18 protein-coding genes and 1 tRNA gene are annotated in these 18,626 nt (G+C 70.3%); 2 read left to right on the top strand and 17 right to left on the bottom strand.

The genetic code is table 11. The features are described 5' to 3' along the window. Positions 1–317: 317 nt before the first annotated feature. On the top strand, positions 318–1,310 hold the full coding sequence (locus VGC13_RS10865) for a diacylglycerol/lipid kinase family protein (protein WP_331125276.1): 993 nt from the start codon (positions 318–320) through the stop codon (positions 1,308–1,310). An 86-nt stretch (positions 1,311–1,396) separates the two neighbouring features. Here the strand turns inward: VGC13_RS10865 and tnpA are convergent, their stop codons facing one another. From tnpA to VGC13_RS10845, 4 genes are all read right to left on the bottom strand, one after another. Further along, complete coding sequence (gene tnpA, locus VGC13_RS10860; RefSeq protein ID WP_331125275.1) at positions 1,397–1,804, bottom strand: IS200/IS605 family transposase; 408 nt, start codon at positions 1,802–1,804, stop codon at positions 1,397–1,399. A gap of 139 nt (positions 1,805–1,943) precedes the next feature. Continuing rightward, the gene (locus VGC13_RS10855; RefSeq protein ID WP_331125274.1) at positions 1,944–2,291 is read right to left on the bottom strand and encodes a hypothetical protein; all 348 of its coding nucleotides are present in this window, start codon (positions 2,289–2,291) and stop codon (positions 1,944–1,946) included. Between the two features lie 390 nt (positions 2,292–2,681). Further along, positions 2,682–3,548: a hypothetical protein gene (locus VGC13_RS10850; protein WP_331125273.1), complete on the bottom strand. Its 867-nt coding sequence runs from the start codon at positions 3,546–3,548 to the stop codon at positions 2,682–2,684. 92 nt (positions 3,549–3,640) lie between these two features. Continuing rightward, positions 3,641–4,567: a S1/P1 nuclease gene (locus VGC13_RS10845; RefSeq protein WP_331125272.1), complete on the bottom strand. Its 927-nt coding sequence runs from the start codon at positions 4,565–4,567 to the stop codon at positions 3,641–3,643. A 724-nt stretch (positions 4,568–5,291) separates the two neighbouring features. Between VGC13_RS10845 and VGC13_RS10840 the strand changes: the two genes are divergently transcribed. Continuing rightward, entirely contained in the window at positions 5,292–6,497 is a 1,206-nt protein-coding gene (locus tag VGC13_RS10840; protein ID WP_331125271.1) for a serine hydrolase domain-containing protein, read from the top strand. Between the two features lie 136 nt (positions 6,498–6,633). Here the strand turns inward: VGC13_RS10840 and VGC13_RS10835 are convergent, their stop codons facing one another. From VGC13_RS10835 to VGC13_RS10775, 13 genes are all read right to left on the bottom strand, one after another. After that, positions 6,634–7,776 (bottom strand): Fic family protein, encoded by a 1,143-nt coding sequence (locus VGC13_RS10835; protein WP_331125270.1) that lies wholly within the window; start codon positions 7,774–7,776, stop codon positions 6,634–6,636. Between the two features lie 229 nt (positions 7,777–8,005). Then, positions 8,006–8,079 (bottom strand) — tRNA-Val (locus VGC13_RS10830). Positions 8,080–8,095: 16 nt separating this feature from the next. Beyond that, on the bottom strand, positions 8,096–8,326 hold the full coding sequence (locus VGC13_RS10825) for a hypothetical protein (protein WP_331125269.1): 231 nt from the start codon (positions 8,324–8,326) through the stop codon (positions 8,096–8,098). Positions 8,327–8,425: 99 nt separating this feature from the next. Next, on the bottom strand, positions 8,426–9,388 hold the full coding sequence (locus VGC13_RS10820; protein WP_331125268.1) for a peptidase MA family metallohydrolase: 963 nt from the start codon (positions 9,386–9,388) through the stop codon (positions 8,426–8,428). A gap of 365 nt (positions 9,389–9,753) precedes the next feature. Then, positions 9,754–10,608: a tetratricopeptide repeat protein gene (locus VGC13_RS10815; protein WP_331125267.1), complete on the bottom strand. Its 855-nt coding sequence runs from the start codon at positions 10,606–10,608 to the stop codon at positions 9,754–9,756. Then, positions 10,605–11,120, bottom strand: coding sequence for a chemotaxis protein CheW (locus VGC13_RS10810; RefSeq protein WP_331125266.1), 516 nt, complete (start codon positions 11,118–11,120; stop codon positions 10,605–10,607). The genes VGC13_RS10815 and VGC13_RS10810 overlap by 4 nt, the downstream gene beginning before the upstream one ends. Continuing rightward, positions 11,117–11,617 carry a chemotaxis protein CheW gene (locus VGC13_RS10805; protein WP_331125265.1) on the bottom strand — a complete coding sequence of 167 codons (501 nt, stop codon included), beginning with the start codon at positions 11,615–11,617 and terminating at the stop codon, positions 11,117–11,119. The genes VGC13_RS10810 and VGC13_RS10805 overlap by 4 nt, the downstream gene beginning before the upstream one ends. Further along, a complete protein-coding gene (locus tag VGC13_RS10800; protein ID WP_331125264.1) occupies positions 11,614–12,846 on the bottom strand; it encodes a chemotaxis response regulator protein-glutamate methylesterase in 1,233 nt (410 codons plus the stop codon). The genes VGC13_RS10805 and VGC13_RS10800 overlap by 4 nt, the downstream gene beginning before the upstream one ends. Next, entirely contained in the window at positions 12,833–13,324 is a 492-nt protein-coding gene (locus tag VGC13_RS10795; RefSeq protein WP_331125263.1) for a chemotaxis protein CheD, read from the bottom strand. Before VGC13_RS10795 ends, VGC13_RS10800 begins: the two co-directional genes overlap by 14 nt. Continuing rightward, on the bottom strand, positions 13,321–14,187 hold the full coding sequence (locus VGC13_RS10790; RefSeq protein WP_331125262.1) for a protein-glutamate O-methyltransferase CheR: 867 nt from the start codon (positions 14,185–14,187) through the stop codon (positions 13,321–13,323). Before VGC13_RS10790 ends, VGC13_RS10795 begins: the two co-directional genes overlap by 4 nt. After that, entirely contained in the window at positions 14,184–15,095 is a 912-nt protein-coding gene (locus VGC13_RS10785) for a DUF2806 domain-containing protein (protein WP_331125261.1), read from the bottom strand. Before VGC13_RS10785 ends, VGC13_RS10790 begins: the two co-directional genes overlap by 4 nt. Further along, positions 15,092–16,711 carry a DUF4388 domain-containing protein gene (locus VGC13_RS10780; RefSeq protein ID WP_331125260.1) on the bottom strand — a complete coding sequence of 540 codons (1,620 nt, stop codon included), beginning with the start codon at positions 16,709–16,711 and terminating at the stop codon, positions 15,092–15,094. Before VGC13_RS10780 ends, VGC13_RS10785 begins: the two co-directional genes overlap by 4 nt. Position 16,712: 1 nt before the next feature. Further along, on the bottom strand, positions 16,713–17,906 hold the full coding sequence (locus VGC13_RS10775; RefSeq protein ID WP_331125259.1) for a DnaA ATPase domain-containing protein: 1,194 nt from the start codon (positions 17,904–17,906) through the stop codon (positions 16,713–16,715). Positions 17,907–18,626 lie beyond the last annotated feature (720 nt).

The following is an 18,626-nucleotide window of genomic DNA, read 5'->3' as shown; positions in this document are numbered from 1 at the left end:
CGGGAGTGCGGGAGTGCGGGAGTGCGGGAGTGCGGGAGTGCGGGAGTGCGGGAGTGCGGGAGTGCGGGAGTGCGGGAGTGCGGGAGTGCGGGAGTGGGGGAGTGGGGGAGTGGGGGGGTGGGGGGGTGGGGGGGGTGCGGCTGCTTCCCGGGCGTTCTCTCCTTCCGTCCCGCGGCAAGTAAGAGGATGTGGGTGTGGCTGCATCTACTTCCGCACTCACGCACTTCCGCACTCACGCACTTCGTCGTTGGCGAAGTTCTTGCCCCCACCGCGCGCGAGACAGTCCTTGAGACGAAGCCCCGAACCGGCGACGACCCGTGCACATCTCGGTGATCATCAACCCGCCCTCGCCCGAGGCGGTGGAGGCGCTGCGGACGGCGGTGGAGCGGCTGCGGGAGGAAGGCCACACGGTGCATCCGCGCGTGACCTTCGAGTCCGGGGACGCGCACCGCTTCGCCTGGAAGAGCGCGGAGTACGGCGCGGACCTGGTGGTGGCGTGCGGCGGCGACGGCACCATCAACGAGGTGGTGAACGGGCTGTACGACTGGATCGAGGAGCACGACCACCAGGGAAAGCCGCCCGTGCTGCCCCGGGTGGGCATCGTGCCGCTGGGGACGGGCAACGACCTGGCGGGGGGGATGGGGATCGCCACCGGCGACCCGGCCGGCGCGCTGCTGGATGCCGTGTCCGGCGAGCCGTACCCGGTGGACGTGGCGCGGGTGAACGGCCGCTACTTCCTGAACGTCTCCACCGGCGGCATCGGCGCCGAGGCCACGGACGAGGCGTCGGGAGACCTGAAGCGCGCGCTGGGCCCCATCGCGTACCTGGTCACGGGGGTAAAGAAGTTCGTGCAGCTGAAGGCGTCGCACGCCCGCTTCACGGCCGGCGGCGAGGTGGTGTACGACGACGGGTTCCTGCTGTTCGCGGTGGGGAACGCGTGGAGGACGGGCGGGGGCAACTGGGTAACGGCGGACGCGGACCCGGCGGACTGCCTGCTGGACCTGTGCATCGTGCAGGAGATGACGCACGTGGAGCTGGTGCGCGTGGCCCCGCAGATCCGCTCGGGAAGCCACGTGAACCATCCCAAGGTCACCTACCTCAAGGTGCGCGAGCTCACCGTGGAGTCCGACGAGGAGATGACGGTGAACGCCGACGGCGAGCCGCTGACCGAGCGCCGCTTCGCGTACGACCTGGGCCCCCACCGCCTGACCCTGATGGTGCCGCACGCGCCGGAGAACGCGGAGGCGCCGGGGCGGGACAAGGCGGGGGCGACGAACACCGCCGCGAACGACGCCACGGGCGGGGGATGAGCGGGTAAACCCGCTGCTGGGAAAGCGACAAGCCCCGTCTCGGCGACGCTGGCGCGTCGCCGAACGGGGCTTCAGCTGCGTACACGCTACGCGTGCGTGGCTTCGAGTTCCGGATGCGTCGTTCCCTCCCGGTGATGCGCCTCCTGGTTCAGGATGTACGCCCGCACGCGATCCACACCCGAGCGCGAGACGCTGTACGCGCCGTACGCTCCCTGCCACTTGAACGTGTGCCCCAGCACCTGCTCCGCGAGGTACGATGACGCGCCCTTCATACGGCCGACGAGGTCGGCGATCGTCACCGTAGGCCCGAAGCGAAGAAGCACGTGCACGTGATCCTCGATCCCGCCAATCGCGATGACCTCGGCCCGGAGCCGTGATGCCTGGTGCTGCATCACCGCGTAGAGCCGCTCGCGGATCTCCGGCGTGATCAACGGCAACCGGTCCCACGTTGCCCACACCAGATGCACGTACAACCGCGTGTGAGTTCGCCGCATCGTTCCTCCTGTCACGTCCGTTTGCAGTTGAAGCCCCGTCTGGCGAGCGCCAGCGAGCCAGGACGGGGCTTGTCGCTTTCCCAGCAGCGGGTTTACCCGCTCATCCCGTTGGGGCGGATACTGTTGGCTACTCCCCCATTCACCTCTCCCGGCACGTGATCCGCCCCGGCGTCCGGGCCCACGTCCGCGGCGCGCGTGCGGCTCCGTGGAACACCGCGCACTCCTCCGCATCCCCGATCGCCACGGCCGAGTAGCCGGCGGCACCCTCGGCAAGGATGCGCACGTCGACGCCAGGGGGACGGTCGATGTCCAGCGCCCGAAGCGACGCCGTGTACCGCCCGTGGCTCGCGCGGTACGCCGCCTCCGCCCGCTCCACCCGCCGCAGGACGGCGCGCGGATCGGTGGCGGATCGATGGAACGCGGCGGTGGCGGCCGGGATCGCCGAGGCACCGCCGAGGATGAGAAAGATCGGGATCAGGACACGCATTCTGGCTCGCTCTCAAAGGGTGAGATGCCGTGCTGCGACGCCTGAATGTGTACAAACGAAACACGGTGCCACGCAAGCCACAAATGCATGCGCGCACACCGCGCCAGCAGTGGTTTTTTCGTGTTGGACAGGTGGGGTTTTCGAAGCGCGCCCGAGGGGTCACGCGCGAGGGGGAAGCGGTGAGGCTTTCCCGTGAAGACACGCCCCATCGAGCGCATGAACCTCTGCTGCTCGGTGACGGGCGGTGGTTTGCACAAATCGAAGCCCCGCACGGCCGTGGGGCGGCCGGGGCGGGGCTTTTTGCAATTCCAGCCGGGGTTTTCGACCCGCGGTTTGGTAATCCGCCGTAATCCGCCAGCCGCGTCCAACACGCCAACCGCGGATCGTCTCTCATCCCCCGCAGCCGCCACCCCCGCAGCCGCCACCTCCGCATCCCCCGCCACCATCCCCGCAACTGCCGCCACTGTCTCCGCAGTCGCTGGACGAATCCGATCCACCGAAGAAGAACAGCCCCCCGCCTCCGCCACCGCCGCCCCACCTGCGGGCGCGGCGGCGGTGGCTCCGGCTGAGGATGCGCCGTGCGTCGGGCTGCGGCGGCTGAGAGCCTTGGGCGGCCCTCACCACGATTCCGATGATCACCGCCACGACGATCACCCCGATCGCCGCCCATCCGGGTTCCCCCATGCCCGCGCACGCGCCGACCAGGAGCAGCGCCCCGAACCCCGCCGCGGCGGCCATGCTTTCGCGCGGCAGCCGCGGCTTGCGGACGATCCAGTGCGTCGCGTCCGACACCTGGCGAAGGTGCGCCTTGCTGGCGAAGCGCTCCGCGGGCGTGGGCCACACGTCGCGCGGCGGCTCGTGGCCAAAGGCGGCGCGGTAGCTGTCCAGCGTGCGCGCGTACCAGTCGACGAACTTGCCGCCCTCCGCGCTGCCCCCCCTGGTGGGCTCGTGGTGCAGCGGACGGCCCAGCACACGCCCGCACAGATCGTCCCAGTACGACCGCGTGTACGTAAGGTGCTGGTGCCACGCCTGGTCCACCTGCACCGACGGCGTGACCGGGTGCCCCGCCGTCATCGCCAGGTACAGAAAGCGGCGGTACTCCTCCACCACCCGCTCTGCGAATGCGCGCGTCCACCCGTTCTCCCGCGCCAGCCGCGCGCTGAAGGGAAAAACAATTCCGGGCTCGTCCGGCGAAAACGCCTGGATGCGAGCCCGGAGTTCCTGGTCCTGCCTGTAGCCGCCATTCGGCTGCGTCACGCGTTTCTCTCCTCGCTGGAGTTCCCTGTGTTTCGCGCCCGGAACTACGTAACGAGCTCCGGGCGCGATTCACGGGACGCGTAACGACTGCGTCACGAGCCCAGGCTGCGGTTCAGCATGTCCGCCAGCCGGTAGCCCGCCAGCGCAATGCGGGGCTCCGCGGCGGCCCACGCCAGGCGGCGGTAGCTGCGCGGCGCGGCCTGGTTGCGGGGCGTGCGGTACGCCACCGTCTGCGCCACGCGCAGCCCTTCGCGCGACCACTGCTCCAGCTGCCCGGGAAGAATGCGCCCCCGCATCCGCGACTGCGGCCAGCGGCGCGCGATGGTCTGCGCGATGCCGCCCACGTAGTCCGCCTCCGTCCGCGCGTCCACGCTCCAGGGGATGGCGAAGCCCGTGAGCGCGTCCCAGTACGCGTGCAGGTTGTTGAACGGATACAGCCCCGCCAGGCGGTAGCTGTTGCCGCCGCGGTCGCCCTCCGGGTCCTCGGCGGTGACGCGGGCGCTGTTGTGCAGCGGCTGGTGCGAGTCGCCGCCCAGGTGCAGCAGCCACGCAAGGTCGATCGCCTGCGCCGAGTCCGGCACCGACGCGCTCCCCAGCGTCTGGCTGATGCGCTGCATCTGGTCCAGCAGCCCGCCGGCGCGCGGCATGTCCGGCCGGTCGCGCGGCACGCCGCCAGGGCCTGGCTCCCAGAAGAAGTTTACGTAGTGCCAGTCCGCGTGGGCGTAGCGGGCGCCCGGATGCTCGCGGTCGCGGATCATGTCGGCCCACACGGCCGTGTGCACGAACCACTCGCGCTGCCGCTCGTCCATGCTCCCCGTCCGCGGCATCAGCTCGGCGATGCCGGAGCCCGGGGGCGCGGCCTGCAGCAGGCGGACGGCGTTCTGCCGGGCCGCGGGCGTCATGTGGTCCCACGCAATGCGCGCGACCACGCGGTGGCCCAGCTCGTCCCAGGCGTGCGCGGGCGTGCTCCACGCCAGCCCGGCGGCCGCAATCGCGAGTGACAGTCCACGGAGCTTCATCGGTCTCTTTTGCTTCAAGGGGTGGATCGGGATCCGGCGCGGTGACAGTATCCGCATCCCCGCCCCGCCCGTCAAACCCGATGCCGCGATCCAACGCCGATCGATCACCTTCTCCTCTCAGGAATCAGCTTGGCCGCGTTGGCTTCCTGAGGGAGGCGCCGCGCCTGACCCGCTGCGACGAGACAGCTTGGCGCCGACGAAGGATCCAGTCGGCAGTACGAATGGGCTGGATCTCAACTCGGGATCTGGCCCCATCGTGCCCGAGCGTAGATCCTTCGGCCGCGCGCAGCCCTGTTGTGTATCTTTGGCCTGGCAGTGTGCGCTCCCTCAGGCTCGGAGGGTGTTGCCAAACATCCCAGCGTGATTGACTTCCTGAGGGAGGCGCCGCCCCGTAACTCGCTTGTACACTGCACCTTGGCGCCGGACGAAGGACCTCGCCGGCAGAACGACGGGGCTGGTCCCGCGGCATGGAGCCGGCCCCGCCTCGCCGGAGAGCAGGTCCTTCGGTCGCGCGCAGGCGGTTGTGTGGAATCAGGTTACACGTGGTGCGCTCCCTCAGGAAGTCAGCGCTTCTTTATGATGTTAGGGGTTTAGCAACACCCTCTCAGGAGTCACGCGCTTGCATCAAGAACTCGGAAACCTGGACACATGTAAGGCAAACGATTGTGGGAACGCGACTTGCTCCATGCGATGCTGGACGGAGGCCACACCGGAGGAGGCGCAGATGCGGTATCGCGAGCGGACGGCACGGCGGCGGATGGGGCGGGCGGCGCGACTGGGCGTCGGTGCGCTGGCGCTGTACGTAGCCGGCTGCAGCGACGCCGCGGGCCCCAGCAACGCCGCCGAGCGCCGCCGCGCCGAGCCGCCCGTCGTCTTCGATCAGGCGCGGCTGACGGCGGCGGACGAGGTGGTGCGTAAGGAGATCGGCCGCGGCTCGTTCCCCGGCGCGGCGCTGGTGGTGGGCGTGGGCGGGCAGACCGTCCACACCTCCGCCGCCGGCGGCGTGGGATGGGGGGACGCCGCGGAGCCGGTGGACGCCGCGCGGACGATGTACGACCTGGCGTCGCTCACCAAGGCCGTGGCGACGACGACCGCGGTGATGCTGCTGGTGGAGGACGGACGGATGCGGCTGGACGACCCGGTCGCGCGCTACGTCCCCGAATTCGCCGGCGGCGACCGGAGCGTCACCATCCGCCAGCTGCTTACGCACACGGGCGGCACCCGGGCGGGCGCCGTCAACATGAACCAGGACGCCTCGCCCGAGGCGGTGCGCCGCTACCTGATCACGCGCCCGCTCGCGGTGCGGCCCGGCAAAGACATCCTCTACTCGGACGTCGGCTTCGTGGTGCTGTGGACGGCGGCGGAGCGTGCCGCGCGCGAGCCGCTGCCCACCTACCTTCGCCGCCGCGTCTGGGAGCCGCTGGGAATGCGCTCCACGCGGATGGCGGCGCCGCGCGGCTGCCCCCAGTGCGCGCCCACGCTTTCGCTGGACGGCGGCGAGCCGTACCGCGGCGGCTCGTACGACGAGGTGGGCCGCGCCCTGAACGGCCTGGGCGGCAACGCCGGCCTCTTCTCCACCGCCGCCGACCTGGGCCGCTTCGCCGCGATGATGGCGAACGGCGGCGAGCTGGACGGCGTACGCATCCTGCGCCGCGAGACCATCGACGCCTTCCTGCGCCCGCAGCCCGGCGCCGGCAGCTTTGGCCTGGGGTGGGTGACGTACTGCCGCGAAGGGATCGTCCCCGACCACGTGGCGTGCAAGGACGTCTACGCCATCGGCCACACCGGCTCCACCGGCACCGCGCTGTGGATCGACCCGCGCACCCGCACGTGGATGGTGCTGCTGACCAACCGCGTCTACCTGCCCAGGCGCAAGGCCGAGATGCAGGAGGTCCGCCGCGAGGTGTGGGAGCAGGTCACAGGACAGTAGCCGGCGCCCTGCTACCGAATCTGCTACAAAAATGCGCCTGAGCTTTTGATAGCCGAACCGTTCATCAAAGGTTCAGTTGCGAACTTTTGATAACACCGTCTTTTGTTTCCTCGCGTCACTCCAGCGTCGGGCAGGCTCACGCATTCAGCAGATCCAGCTGCCGCTGGTATACGTAGACGCGAGCCCGGTTGCGGCCGCTCACCTCTCGCGCGATGCCGAGCTGCTCCAGCCGCCGAAGCGCGCCGTTCACGGTAGGCCACGTCAGCCCCGACTCTTCGGCCGCGCGGGGGATGGACACGACGATGCGCTCCCGCAGCAGGTCGTAGACGCGCATGGCTGAACCGGCCGCGCGGCCCAGGCTGGCCACGCGCTGCTGGTCGCGCCGAAAGAGGTCGCGGAGCGCAAGCGTGGTATCCGCCGCCTGCCGCGCCACCGAATCCACCCCCACCAGGTAGAAGTAGATCCACCCCTCCCAGTCGCCGTGGGTGCGCACGCGCTGCAGCGCATCGTAGTATGCCGACCGGTTTTCCTTGAGGTACAGGCTGAAGTAGAAGAACGGCTGGCTCAGCAGGCCCTCGGCGCCAAAGATCAGGCTGATGAGAAGACGGCCCACGCGGCCGTTGCCGTCCAGGAACGGGTGGATGGTCTCGAACTGCGCGTGCGCCAGCCCCGCCTTTACGATGGGCGCCGTTCGCCCGTACCCGTCGTGCAGAAACTTTTCGAAGTTGTCCAGCGCCGCCATCATCTCGTGCGGCGGAGGCGGCACGTAGTGGGCGTTTCCCGGCCGCGACCCGCCGATCCAGTTCTGCGTGCGGCGAAACTCGCCCGGGCTCTGCACGCTCCCCCGGCCGCTGCGCATCAGCACGCCGTGGATCTCACGAATCAGGCGCAGGCTCAGCGGCAGCTCGCCCGTTTCGATGCGCTGGAGGCCGTGGTACAGCGCGGCCACGTAGCGCGACACCTCCCGCACGTCATCCAGCGGCGTGCCGGGCACGGCGTCGTTCTCGAATTCCAGCAGGTCGGTAAGGGTGGACTGCGTTCCCTCGATCTGGCTGGAGAGCACCGCCTCCTTGCGGACGTACATGTAGAGCAGGCGGTCCGGGTCCATCGTGCGCGAGACGCCCTCCAGCTGGCCCACCGCATGGACGGCCGTTTCGTGGATGCGCTGCAGTTCTGGGCTGAACGCCAGCGGAGGCGCCGGCGGGAGCGGCGCGGGAATGAACGCCGCGAACCCCTCGGGGCCTCCCTGCTGCTGTACGAACCTGCCGCCTCTGCTCATCGAGGGACTCTCCGCTTCGTCGCGACCCCTTACCTGCTACGCAACCTGATACACAAATGAGCCTGAACCTTTGATAGAAGAACGCCTTATCAAAGATTAACGCCTGAACCTTTGATAAGGCAACCTGAACAGCTTGCCGCCACGGGAATACAGAGCCGTGTGCGAGCCGGCAACGGAGAAGCCCGACGAGGACATTGTCCCCGCCGGGCTTTTCGTTTTTCATTACAAGTGGGCGCTGAGGGATTCGAACCCCCGACCCCCGGTGTGTAAAACCGGTGCTCTAACCAGCTGAGCTAAGCGCCCTCGTCGTCGACGAGGCTTACAGGATGATGCCCAGCGGCACCAGCACCGCAAACCCGAGCACCAGCAGCAGCGGCCCCGCCACCGTGCTTCCGCCGCCCAGGGCCATGAACCCCACCAGGATGGTGGCCAGGCCAACGCCCAGCACCACCAGGTTCAGCGGCGAAAAGCGCAGCGTGCTCTCGGCGTCCGCGGGGGACGATGGGGCGGGCGCGGCCCCGCGGGTCTGGACAGGCGTAGGTCTCGGCATGCCGCAAAGCTAGGAACGGCGCGCGGAAGCGTCAACCCCGACGCGCGAATTTCAACCGCCGGTTCTCGACGGAGACGTGCCCGCGCCGTGCGGCCGGGCTCAATCCCGCCCGTCCGGGTCCCCGGCGAGCGGATACTCCAGGCTCAGCCCGTCCTCGCGCGGCGGGGGAAGCATCAGGTTCTCGCGCTCCATGGCCGCCATCCGCTCGCGGTTGCGGCGGCGGCGGGGGATCAGGGCCAGAAACCCGATCAGCATCACCACGAACCACAGCACGCCCACGTTCGCCGCGATGGAGAGCCAGCCGTAGCGGCGGCGCACGTCCTTGCGCCACTCGTCCTCCAGCTGCCCCATCGTCATCCCCCACGTCACGCGGACCGCCTGGTCCAGCGTGCCCTCGCGCCGCCAGTTCACCATGAGCAGCGCGAAGCCGTCCTCGCCCGTGCGGCGGCGCAGGTGGTCCACCATGGTGGCGGAAAGCAGGTACGCCAGCCGCGCCCGGCCGGCCGAGCGCGGCCACGCCAGCGCCAGCGAGTCCAGCCGTGGCGCGCGGCCAAGCAGGAACGCCACCCGCAGCGTCCATCCGCTCTCCACGTCCCAGCTGCCGGCCGCCACCTCGGCGTATCCCTCGGTGAACCAGCGCGGGATGGGCTGCGGCAGCCGCTCCGCCAGCGCCAGGTGCGCCACCTCGTGCCGCAGTGTGGCCGCCGCGTCCGCCGGGCGCACGCCGGGGATGGGATACGTGGGCAGCACGATGATCCGCGCGTCGGGGATGGCCACGCCGCCGGCCCACTCCGGCACCCCGCCGCCCGTCGCCTCCGAGAACGCGCGCGGCGTAGGGGCCAGGAAGATGGTGGTGGATTCGGGAACGGCGCCGCGCCCGAAGCCGGGAAGCGGCATGGGGCGCACGGCGGCGGCCAGGACTTCGCGGGCCAGGGACAGCTCGCGCGGCGCGTGGACCACGCGTACGGAGCCGGACGCCAGGGTGTCGGCGCCCGGCTGCGCGCACAGGGGCGCGGAGACCGGGAAGAGGACGAAGAGCGCGAGGAGAAGCCGGCGGATCATGAAAGAAAGGTCACACAACGAAGCAGCGGAAGCAACGGAGGTGTCGTTCTCCGCTGCCTCCGCTGCTCGGCGCGCCGTGATCGGGTTTCGTACTCTGCCTCACCATGAAGCCCTTCCACCACCGCACCTTCATGGGTACAGAGGAACAGAGTCAGACAGAGGAACCAGGATGATATTCCAACTCGCTTTCTCTGTCTGACTCTGTTCCTCTGTACGATTATTCTTTGGGGATCTGGTATCACGCCGCCGGATCCGGGAGGCGCCGGCAGTGCTCTCCGTATGCTCGGGGAGCGTGCGCCAACGGGCTCTGTGTTCCGCGGACCAGGGAGGGACGATTTCCAGCTCGCACCCGTCTCCGGTGGCGGTCAGGTTCCGCCGGAGACCGGCTCCCCTGCCTCCAGCTGCGCCAGCGCCTTGCCGCAGCGCTCGCCCCACAGGTTGAAGCGGTTGGCCTGGTGCCCCGTGCGCCACGCTTCGCGGGCCTGGTCCAGCCGCCCCTCCAGGTAGTACGCGCGGCCCGTCTCCCACCACGCTTCCAGCATCCCGGGGCCCAGTTCCAGCGTTCGGCTGAAGAACGAGCGCGCGTCGTCGTACATCTCGCGCTCCAGGTACAGCATCCCCATGTACAGGTGCGCGTAGATCTGCGCCTTGCGGTCGCTTTCCTGGCGGATGGCGCGCGACAGGTGCTCGATGGCCTCGCCGAAGATCCCCTTCTTGAGGCAGATGTACCCCAGGTTCACCCGGGCCAGCGGGTTGTTGGGGTCCTTCATCAGCACCTTGTAGTACGTCATCAGCGCGTCGTCGTACTGCTCGCGCAGCATCTGCGCCCATCCCAGCAGGCTTTCGGCGTGCGGGTCGTTGGGCGCCAGCTCCAGCGCGCGCTCCAGCTCCTTTACCGCGCGCCTGGGATCGCCCGACGCGATGGCCGTCCACCCGCGCTCCACGTAGGTGCTGCTGCCGATGTGGTCGCTGACGATGTTGTGCTGCGGCGGCGCGGGGGCCGGTGCAGGCGCGGGAAGGGCCTTGTAGCGGTCCACCAGGCCGCGGATGCGCTCCTTGAGCGCCGTCAGCCCCTCGATGGCCGACTCCGTCTCGCGAAAGAAGCCCACGATGTCCGCGCGCAGGCGCTCGCGGTCTCCCGCGGCGGCGCCGTCCAGCTCGGCGTCGATGCGGGCGTAGCGCGCTTCGAGCGCGGCCAGGAGCTCCTGCGTGGACGTCATGCCCCGCCCGCCGCCCCGTCCTCGGCCGCCGGCACCAGCTGCGCCCCCTCCAGCGCAATGCGCTCGTCACTGCTCAGGATGCGCTCCAGGTCCAGCAGGATCACCAGCCGCGACTCAAGCCGCACGATGCCCTTTACGAACTCCGCGGCCAGGCCGCGGATGTAGGCGGGGGGCGCGGAGATGGAGGTCTCGGGCGCGCGCAGCACCTCCGTCACGCTGTCCACCACCAGCCCCAGCTTTTCGCGCTCGGACTCCACCAGGACGATGCGCGTGTCGTCGTCATAGACCACGCCGGCCACCTCGAAGCGGCGGCGCAGGTCGATGACGGGGAGCACGTCGCCGCGCACCTCAAGCACGCCCTCCACGAAGGCCGGCATCCGCGGCACCGGGGTCACGCCCTCCCACCGCCGGATCTCGTGCACGGCGAACACGTCCAGCCCGAACTCTTCGCCGCCCACCTTGAAGGTGACCAGCTGCACCTGCGGCACGGCCGCCTGCCGAACGTTTCTCACGGTCTCTCCGCGTTGTCCAGGGTGGAGCGCTCGCTCAGGATCTCGGCGAGGTCGATCAGGGTCACCAGTCCGGCCGGCATGCGCGCCACGCCCACCACGAAGGCGTCGCGGTCGCCGCCGGTGTGCGGCGCCGGGCGAATGGAATCCGCCGGCACCTCCAGCACCTCGTGCACGCCGTCCACCGCCACGCCCACGCGTCCCTCGCCCCGCGCGAGGACAAGGATGGACGGCGCGCGCTCCCGCTGCAGCGCCAGCCCCAGCACGGGCGCCACGTCCACCACGGGGACCATCTCGCCGCGCAGCATCAGCACGCCCAGCAGGCGGGCGGGAACGTCCGGCAGGGGGTGGATCGTGCGCTTCGTAACCACCTCTTCCACCAGCCGGATGTCGCAGCCGTGCAGCTCGCCGCCCAGGCGAAAGGCCACCACCTGCACCCCTTCGTCGCGGCCCAGGAGCGCGCGGAAGTCCGCGCTGGACGGTGTGGAGGGCGCGTTCACGAAGCCTCCCCGGCGGAGGTGAAGGCGGGGGCGGAGCGCGCGTCCACCTCGCGCGCGATCCCCAGGTGGATGGCGTCCAGCGGCAGCACCTGGTCCGCGCTCTTCGCCGCGGCGGCGGGCATGCCGAAGATCACGGAGGACTCGCGGTCCTGCGCGATGCCGTATCCACCGGCGTCCACGATCTCCCGCACCCCCTCCGCGCCGTCGCGCCCCATCCCCGTGAGCACCACGCCCACCGCGCGCGGGCCGAACAGTTCCGCCACGCTACGGAACAGGGGGTCCGCGGCGGGGCGCACGCCCCACAGCGTGGGGCCCTGGTCCAGCGCGATGCGCACCTCGCCGCCCTCGCGGACGATGCGCATGTGAAAGTCGCCGGGAGCCAGGTACACGTGGTCGGAGCACACCCGCTCGCCGTCCGCCGCCTCGCGCACCCGCAGCGCGCTCATTCCGTCCAGCCGCTCCGCGAACGAGCGGGTAAACCGCGGCGGCATGTGCTGCACGATGAGCACGGCGGCGCCCAGCGGGGCGCGCAGGCGGGGGATCAGCTCCGTCAGCGCCCGCGGGCCGCCCGTGGACGCCGCGATGGCGACCACCGTCTCCGCCGAGGGTCCTGTCGCCGGGGCCATCGGGCGCGGCGGAGGTGGCGGTGGAGCCGGCGCCGCGGCTTCCGCCCGCCGCCGCCTGCGCCGCGCGGCCGCCGTCTCCGCGCGCGTGGCGGCATCCCCATCCACCGGCACATCGGCCCGAGCTTCCGCGGACGGCGCGGCGGGGGCGGGCGGGCGGCGGACGCGGACGGGGATGACGGACAGGTTGGCGGTGGCGGCGGCGCGCATGGCGTCCAGCAGCCGGTCCGCCACCGTGTCCAGGTCCAGCGAGATGGTGCCCGACGGCTTGGCGACGAAGTCCACCGCGCCGTAGTCCAGCGCCCGCATGGTGGCGTCCCCGCCCTCCGTGGTGTACGCGGAGAGCATGACGACGGGACGCGGCGTCTCGCTCATGATGTAGCCCAGCGCGGAGAGGCCGTCCAGCCCGGGCATCTCCACGTCCATCGTCACCAGGTCGGGCTCCAGCTGGTGCACCTTGCGCAGCGCGTCGTTGCCGTCGCGCGCGGTGCCCACCACCCGGAACTCGTCCGTGCGCGACAGGATGTCGCTGATGACGCGGCGCATGAACGCGCTGTCGTCCACCACCAGCACGGTGTGGGGCCGGGAGCGCTCAGAGAACGACATCGGCCTTCCCCACCGAGCTCACCGTCGTCCGCCCCGCCCCCACGTAGAAGCGGACCGAGCGCCCGTAGTCGCCCCCCACCGCCTCGGCGACCACGGGGATCCCCGCATCCTGCAGCGCCTGCCGCGAGGCGATGATGTTGCGCGCGCCCATGTTCAGCGAGCCGGGCACCATCAGCGTCTGGAACATGGCCGCGCCGCCCACCAGCCGCGCCTTCAGCCGCCCGGGGCGCGCGCCCAGCCGCGCCATCTCCTGCACCAGCGCGGGGACGGCGGTCGTCGCGAACTTGCTGGCGTTTCCCTGGTCGCGCGACAGGGCGGGCTCCGGCAGCAGCACGTGCGCCATCCCGCCCACGCGCGCTTCGGCATCGTGCAGCACGATGGCCACGCACGAGCCCAGCCCCAGGGTGACCAGGGTGTCGTCGGGCCCTCCCACCGCGGCCTGCGCCACGCGGACGAACGTCGATCCGCTGGACTTCATGCCGGGGGCCTGCGAAAGATGCGCTCGCGGTTGTTCACCGGGCGGAACAGCAGCCGTGCCTCGCCGATCAGGGTTTCCACCTTTCCCATCACCAGAAAGCCGCCGGGGACCAGGGAGTCGTAGAACTGCTTGAACAGCTGCTCCTGGATCTGGCGGTCGAAGTAGATGACCACGTTGCGGCAGAAGATCAGGTTCTGCCCCGTCAGCGGCTCGCCCGAGATCAGGTCGCGCCGCTCGAACTCCACCCCCGGCCGCGCCTCGGGTCGCACCGTCCACGGCGGCCCGCCGGTGAACCAGGCGCCGCGGATGTGCCCCGGCGTTTCCGTCATCGACAGGTCGGGGTACTCGCCCACGCGCGCCGCGTCCAGGCTGCGCCGGTCGATGTCCGTCCCCGTGATGCGGATGCGCCCCGCCTCGCCCAGCCGCCCCTCGCGCCGCAGCCACTCGCGCATCACGATGGAGGCCGTGTACGCCTCTTCGCCGCTGGCGGAGCCGGCGCTCCACACCTTGATGGGTGCGCGCCCCTCGAACAGGGTGGGAAGCACGTGCTGCTCCACCGCGTTCCACGTCTCCAGGTTGCGAAAGAACTTGGTGACGTTGATGGTGAGCGTGTCCAGCAGGTGGTCGTACTCCGCCGGGTCGCGGTCCAGCAGGGCGCCGTAGTCCTGGAAGGTGCGCTGCCCCCGCGCCCGCATCCGCACCGCGATGCGGCGGCGCAGGCACTTCTCCTTGTAGAACTGGCAGTTGAAGCCGCGGTCCTGCTCGATCTTGCGCTTCAGGTTCTCCAGCTCCTCGTCGTCGCCCTCCATCTGCAGCGAGAAGGGCGGAAACGGGGGAAACGGGGGCGGAAATCCGTCGCTCATCGCAGCACGCTCTCCACCCGCTTGCCGGTGTGTCCCGCCATCTTCAAACGAGAGATGCGGCGGCAGTACACGACCACCCCCTCCTCGATCCAATGGCCGAGCACGAATTCCAGAAGGCCCGCTACGGGCCGGGGGCGGCAGAGCGGAGCCAGTTCAGTCCCGACCTTACTCAACACGACCTGGCCCACCGGCAAGCTGCCCCGGGGCGCGCTGTAGGGGAACGCCACGTGGATTCTCTGACCGAAGTACGAGAGGCTCGCACCGTTCTCCAACTCCAGAAGGCTCAGGGTCGTTGCCGATTCGTAGCGGATCAGGCCGATGTCGTCGAGGTGCCTCAGGGCCGTCACGTCGATCCCCGCGCCCGCGTAAACAGGATGTTCGACATCCAGCACGATCGGCAGCAGATACCCCGTGTGCCAGAGGAATCCGCACAGAGCCGTGAACAGCCGGGCGTCTTCCGAGTCGAGGGACGCGAGATAGTTGACGGTGCGCTTCGAATAGGTCCCCGGCTTGTTTGCCTCCCCGGCCAGGACCTTTGCCCAGAGCGCCTGCATCTCGTCGTTCGAGATCAGCCGCGCCTTGTCGAAGAAGTTGGTGATCCAGTCATCCTCGACATGCTCCGGTTCCGCCGTGTCAGCAACATCGGGGAGCGCTTTTGAGGTAATTGTCTCGATGTTGTCCTGCTTCTTCGCCTCTTCCGCTAACCAGCGTTGCACGGCTCGCCGCTGTAGCTCAGAAACATCGATCTCGGCCACCGCGCGAATTCGCTCGGCATCGGCTTCTGCCTTCGCCATGCGCCGAATCTGGTAAGGCTTGAAGACTCCGCCAACGGCGTCGGATATCTTCTCGACGAGCGTGGTCGCAGGCTTCGAAAGCTCCCCCAGGTTGATCAGAGAGTTCCCGCTCATCGCAGCACGCTCTCCACCAGCTCCAGGTTGGTGCGCACCACGCTGTTGCGGGGGTTGATCTCCAGCGCCTTGCGCCACAGCTCCACCGCCTGCGTGCGCTCCATCCGCTTGTAGTGGATGTTGCCCATGCGAAAGTACACGTCGTCGCCCAGGCGTGGGTTCAATCCCACGGCGCGTCCGTACCCCTCCGCCGCCTCGTCGTACGCGCCGCGGCGATAGAGGGCGTCGCCCAGCGCCTTGTGCGCCTGTGGAAGCTCGCCGTCCTCCTCCGTCGCGCGGCGGTACATGGCCTCGGCCCCCTCCCAGTCGCCCTTGCGCTCCAGCACCGTGCCCTGGTGCAGGTAGATGGCGGCCGCGTGGGGATGGTGGCCGATCCCCTCGTCGCCCAGCCGCAGCGCCGCCTCCGCCGTCCCCGCGGCGGCCTCGGCCAGCAGCGCGAAGGCGTAGTAGGCGGCGGGAGGACGCCCGCTCCCCAGCACCTCGCGGTAGGCCGCGAAGCCCTCGGCCGCGGCGTGCACCTCGCCCAGCTTCAGCAGCAGGATGGCGCGGGAAAGCAGCACCTGCGGGCGCCGGGGCGCCAGCCGCGCCGCCTCGTCGGCGGCAAAGCGGGCGTCGGCCATCCGCCCCAGCCGCTCCAGCGCCAGCGACATGGCATGGAAGACGGAGGCGCGCGCCCCGCCCAGCTCCACCACTTCCTTCAGGTAACGCAGCGCAAAGCGGTCGTCGCCCTTGCGCAGCCCGATGAGGGCCAGGTGGAAGCGCGCGTCCAGGTTGCGGGGCTGCAGCTCGGCCACGCGGCGAAATTCGCGCGTCGCCTCGTCGTACATCCCCGTCTTGTAGAAGGCGATGCCAAGGTTCCTGTGCTCGTCGATGCGCGCCTGGGGCACCTCCTTGACCTGCGCCTGCCGCCGGCCCACAGGGTGGGCGAAGCCGGCCTGGATCAGCCCGAACAGCGCCTTGCCCACGTCGAACTCCACCATCCCGCTTTCGTCGATCAGCTCCTGCACCGTCCGCTTGCCGTCCGTCAGCGGGATGATGCGCTGCTGCTCGTCCGAAAGCTCCAGCCCCGCCATGGGCTTGGTGCGGTCGATCTCGAAGACCAGGTCCAGCGAGGGGATCTTCTTTTCGATCAGGCTCCACTCGTCGATGCGGCGGGCGCCTTCGAGCAGAAGGTTCTCGGGGTTGATGGACACCCGCATGGCGCCTTCGTCGGGGCGCTGCTCGGCCTCGAAGTAGAAGGAGCCCTGCGCCCAGGTGAAGAGGTAGTAGACGGCCTCTTCGATCTGGATGCGGATGTACTGCTCCAGCTGCTCGCGGGTGATGGCGCCGCGGCGGATGAGGATTTCGCCCAGCCGGCTCTTGGCGGGGTCGCGCGCCTGCTCGTCGATGGCGCCCGCGAGCTCCGCCGGCTGGATGAGGCCGTTCTTGACCAGCAGGTCGCCCAGCCGGTCGCGGCGGTTGACGATGCTGGCGTAGGTGATGCGCCCGCGGTCGAAGAAGATGTAGCCGAAGTTGCTGCGGTCCGTCAGCGACAGGCAGCCGGTCTTCTGCCCCATCGCCAGCAGCTGCAGCACGTCGGGAAGGCTGGCTTCCTTGAGGTTTCCCTTGATCGCCATGTCAGGCCAGCTCCTCGATCAGCCGGTCTTCCAGCGCCACCCAGTCCCACGCGGCCTTTTCGGGGTTGAAGTACCAGCGGTCCACCTGTGGCTGCGCCTTGGCCGCCTCTTCGGCCTTGCGCTCCGCCGCCGCCTTCGCGCTGACGAGGAGCGCCTCGGCCTCGCCCACGCGGTCGGTGTCGGAAAGCAGGGGCGAGCGGGCCAGGTCGGAGCGCATGGCTTCGAGTTCGGCGCGGATGGCGCGCAGCTTCTCGACGTCGGCCGCGAACGCCTCCAGCACGGCGTCCACGTCGGGGGCGGTATCGGCATCCAGCGCGGCCTCGAGCCGGCGGGTGCGCATCCCCTCGCCCTCCCAGCGCAGGATGGCCTCGGCCAGCCGCTTGCGCCACGGCGCCGTCTCCACGATCTCCTCGACCGTGGCGGCGATGTCGCTGAGAAAGGCGCTGAACTCGTCGAGGGTGTGCACCGGCGGCTCGGGAGTGGCCAGCTCGGCCACCTCGCCGGCGGAGAGGGTGCCGCCGCGCTCCGTCTGCGCCACGCCCACGCGCTCCACGGCGGCCACCAGGTCCGCGGCGTCGCTCACGGGAAGCCGGGCGATCTCGGCCGCGGCGCCGTCGCCCAGGGTAATGCCGCGCTGGTCGGCGGCGCGCCGGGCGATCTCCTCGCGCGGCTGGTCGCCCTCGCCGGCGGCGGGGGGCAGGTCCACCGCCAGCCCGCGGACGAAGCGCGCGCGCAGCTCGGGCTCGATCCCCGGCAGGTCGGCGGCGGACGATTCGCCGGCCAGGACGATCTGGGCGGCCCACTCCAGCTCGTCCCACAGGGCCAGCAGCTCCTGCTGCGTGCGCGACTTGCCCGACAGCGCCTGCACCTCGTCCAGCAGCACCAGCTCGGCCTCCAGCAGCTCGTCGCGCAGCCCCTCCATGGACCCGCTCCCCACCGCGCCGCTGACGCGGTCCACCAGCGCGTCGGCGGTCAGGTACAGCACGCGCAGCTCCGGCCGCACGGCCAGCGCCAACGCGCCCACGGCCTGCAGCAGGTGCGTCTTGCCGCTGCCGCGGGCGCCGTGGATGAACAGCGGGTTGTACGCGGTGCGCGGGGCCTCGGCCACACGGCGCGCGGCGGCCACGGCCATCCGGTTGCCGGGGCCGACGACGAACGTATCGAAGGTAAAGCGCGGGTCCTGCTGAAAGATCATGTCGGCGCTGGAAAAGGGCTTACTAACCTAATCGCGTCCCCGGTCCGGCGCGAGCCGGGGGCGGTACGGGGCGGAGGTGGAGCGCTTCGACGCACACGGTGCCGGCCGCGGGCGCCCCCTCCGGGCTCGCATTACTCGCCCACCTCCCCCAAAACTGCTGGGGGAGGTTGGGGGATCGGCGGAGATCGGGGCTCGGCGAATTGCTTCGGGCTGCGCCCGCGGGGGTGCCCCTCCCCCGGCCCCTCCCCGTTCGTTCCTCACGGAGAGGGGAGAATTCGATCGCGCTTCGGATGGGTTCGGGCTGCGTCGGCGGGCGCCCCCTCCGGGCTCGCATTACTCGCCCACCTCCCCCAAAACTGCTGGGGGAGGTTGGGGGATCGGCGGAGTTCGGGGCTCGGCGAACGGAATCGAACTGCGTCCGCGGGGTGCCCTCCCCCGGCCCCTCCTCGTTCGTTCCTCACGGAGAGGGGAGAATTCGATCGCGCTCCGGATGGGTTCGGGCTGCGTCCGCGGGCGCCCCCTCCGCTCGCTTAGGCTCGCACCTCCCCCAAAACTGCTGGGGGAGGGTGGGGGATCGGCGGAGCTCGGGGCTCGGCGAATTGCTTCGGGCTGCGTCCGCGGGGGGCCCCTCCCCCGGCCCCTCCCCGTTCGTTCCTCACGGAGAGGGGAGAATTCGATCGCGCTTCGGATGGGTTCGGGCTGCGTCGGCGGGCGCCCCCT

The organism is Longimicrobium sp. (genome assembly GCF_036399255.1).
Classification (GTDB): domain Bacteria; phylum Gemmatimonadota; class Gemmatimonadetes; order Longimicrobiales; family Longimicrobiaceae; genus Longimicrobium.
Note: the sequence above shows the minus strand (reverse complement) of the source record. Positions and strands in the feature narration are given on the sequence as shown.

Bases quoted from the DNA above. Each gene is read 5' to 3' on its own strand.
- VGC13_RS10795 (WP_331125263.1), bottom strand. From the start codon at position 13,324: ATGAAGTCCAGCGGATCGACGTTCGTCCGCGTGGCGCAGGCCGCGGTG.
- VGC13_RS10790 (WP_331125262.1), bottom strand. From the start codon at position 14,187: ATGAGCGACGGATTTCCGCCCCCGTTTCCCCCGTTTCCGCCCTTCTCG.
- tnpA (WP_331125275.1), bottom strand. From the start codon at position 1,804: ATGCGGCGAACTCACACGCGGTTGTACGTGCATCTGGTGTGGGCAACG.
- VGC13_RS10815 (WP_331125267.1), bottom strand. From the start codon at position 10,608: ATGACGTCCACGCAGGAGCTCCTGGCCGCGCTCGAAGCGCGCTACGCC.
- VGC13_RS10855 (WP_331125274.1), bottom strand. From the start codon at position 2,291: ATGCGTGTCCTGATCCCGATCTTTCTCATCCTCGGCGGTGCCTCGGCG.
- VGC13_RS10785 (WP_331125261.1), bottom strand. From the start codon at position 15,095: ATGAGCGGGAACTCTCTGATCAACCTGGGGGAGCTTTCGAAGCCTGCG.
- VGC13_RS10775 (WP_331125259.1), bottom strand. From the start codon at position 17,906: ATGATCTTTCAGCAGGACCCGCGCTTTACCTTCGATACGTTCGTCGTC.
- VGC13_RS10800 (WP_331125264.1), bottom strand. From the start codon at position 12,846: ATGTCGTTCTCTGAGCGCTCCCGGCCCCACACCGTGCTGGTGGTGGAC.
- VGC13_RS10835 (WP_331125270.1), bottom strand. From the start codon at position 7,776: ATGAGCAGAGGCGGCAGGTTCGTACAGCAGCAGGGAGGCCCCGAGGGG.
- VGC13_RS10845 (WP_331125272.1), bottom strand. From the start codon at position 4,567: ATGAAGCTCCGTGGACTGTCACTCGCGATTGCGGCCGCCGGGCTGGCG.
- VGC13_RS10825 (WP_331125269.1), bottom strand. From the start codon at position 8,326: ATGCCGAGACCTACGCCTGTCCAGACCCGCGGGGCCGCGCCCGCCCCA.
- VGC13_RS10780 (WP_331125260.1), bottom strand. From the start codon at position 16,711: ATGGCGATCAAGGGAAACCTCAAGGAAGCCAGCCTTCCCGACGTGCTG.
- VGC13_RS10840 (WP_331125271.1), top strand. From the start codon at position 5,292: ATGCGGTATCGCGAGCGGACGGCACGGCGGCGGATGGGGCGGGCGGCG.
- VGC13_RS10820 (WP_331125268.1), bottom strand. From the start codon at position 9,388: ATGATCCGCCGGCTTCTCCTCGCGCTCTTCGTCCTCTTCCCGGTCTCC.